Source organism: Pantoea sp. ANP04, assembly GCF_041982285.1.
GTDB classification, from domain to species: domain Bacteria; phylum Pseudomonadota; class Gammaproteobacteria; order Enterobacterales; family Enterobacteriaceae; genus Pantoea; species Pantoea eucalypti.
Window position 1 is genome coordinate 1 of the sequence record NZ_JAUTYS010000121.1, and the last position, 560, is coordinate 560.

Sequence of the window (560 nt, forward strand, 5' to 3'; positions counted from 1 at the left end):
GTTGCACCGCGACAACCTGAGCAAGACCGGGATGAGCCTGGGGCTGAGCCAGCTGCGCACGCGCAACTACATCGACGACAACCTGATCGACGTCTCCAGCAATCGCATCACCGAAAGCCAGTTGGGCTTCAACCACGGGCGGCGCATCGGCAATGCCCTGGTCAACGCCGACATCGGCTGGCAGCAGGGCATCGGCGCGCTGGACGCCCAGGGCAGCGGCAACCCTCACGGCAGCGAGCCGGTTTCGCGCTACAACAAGTACAGCCTGACCCTGAGCTACCTGCAGCCCTTTCGCCTGTGGAACGAGAACTTCAGTTTCGACAGCCTGGCCACCGGCCAGCGTAGCGAGGACGTGCTCTTCAGCCCTCAGCGCATCAGCCTCGGCGGGCTCAATTCGGTGCGCGGCTTCCAGGACCAGACCCTCTCCGGCAACAGCGGCGGCTACTGGCGCAACCAGCTGCGCTGGCGCCGTGCCGTGACCTGGCAGGCGCTGCAACCCTTTGTCCAGGAATACGGCCTGGCCTTTGCTTATGACGTCGGGGTGATCAAGGGCGATCGCT

General features: G+C 64.8%; 1 protein-coding gene. It reads left to right on the top strand.

Annotated elements, in window-relative coordinates:
• Nucleotides 1–560 (top strand): ShlB/FhaC/HecB family hemolysin secretion/activation protein (locus Q7C21_RS22655; protein ID WP_375151186.1); only part of this gene is annotated, 560 nt, incomplete at both ends.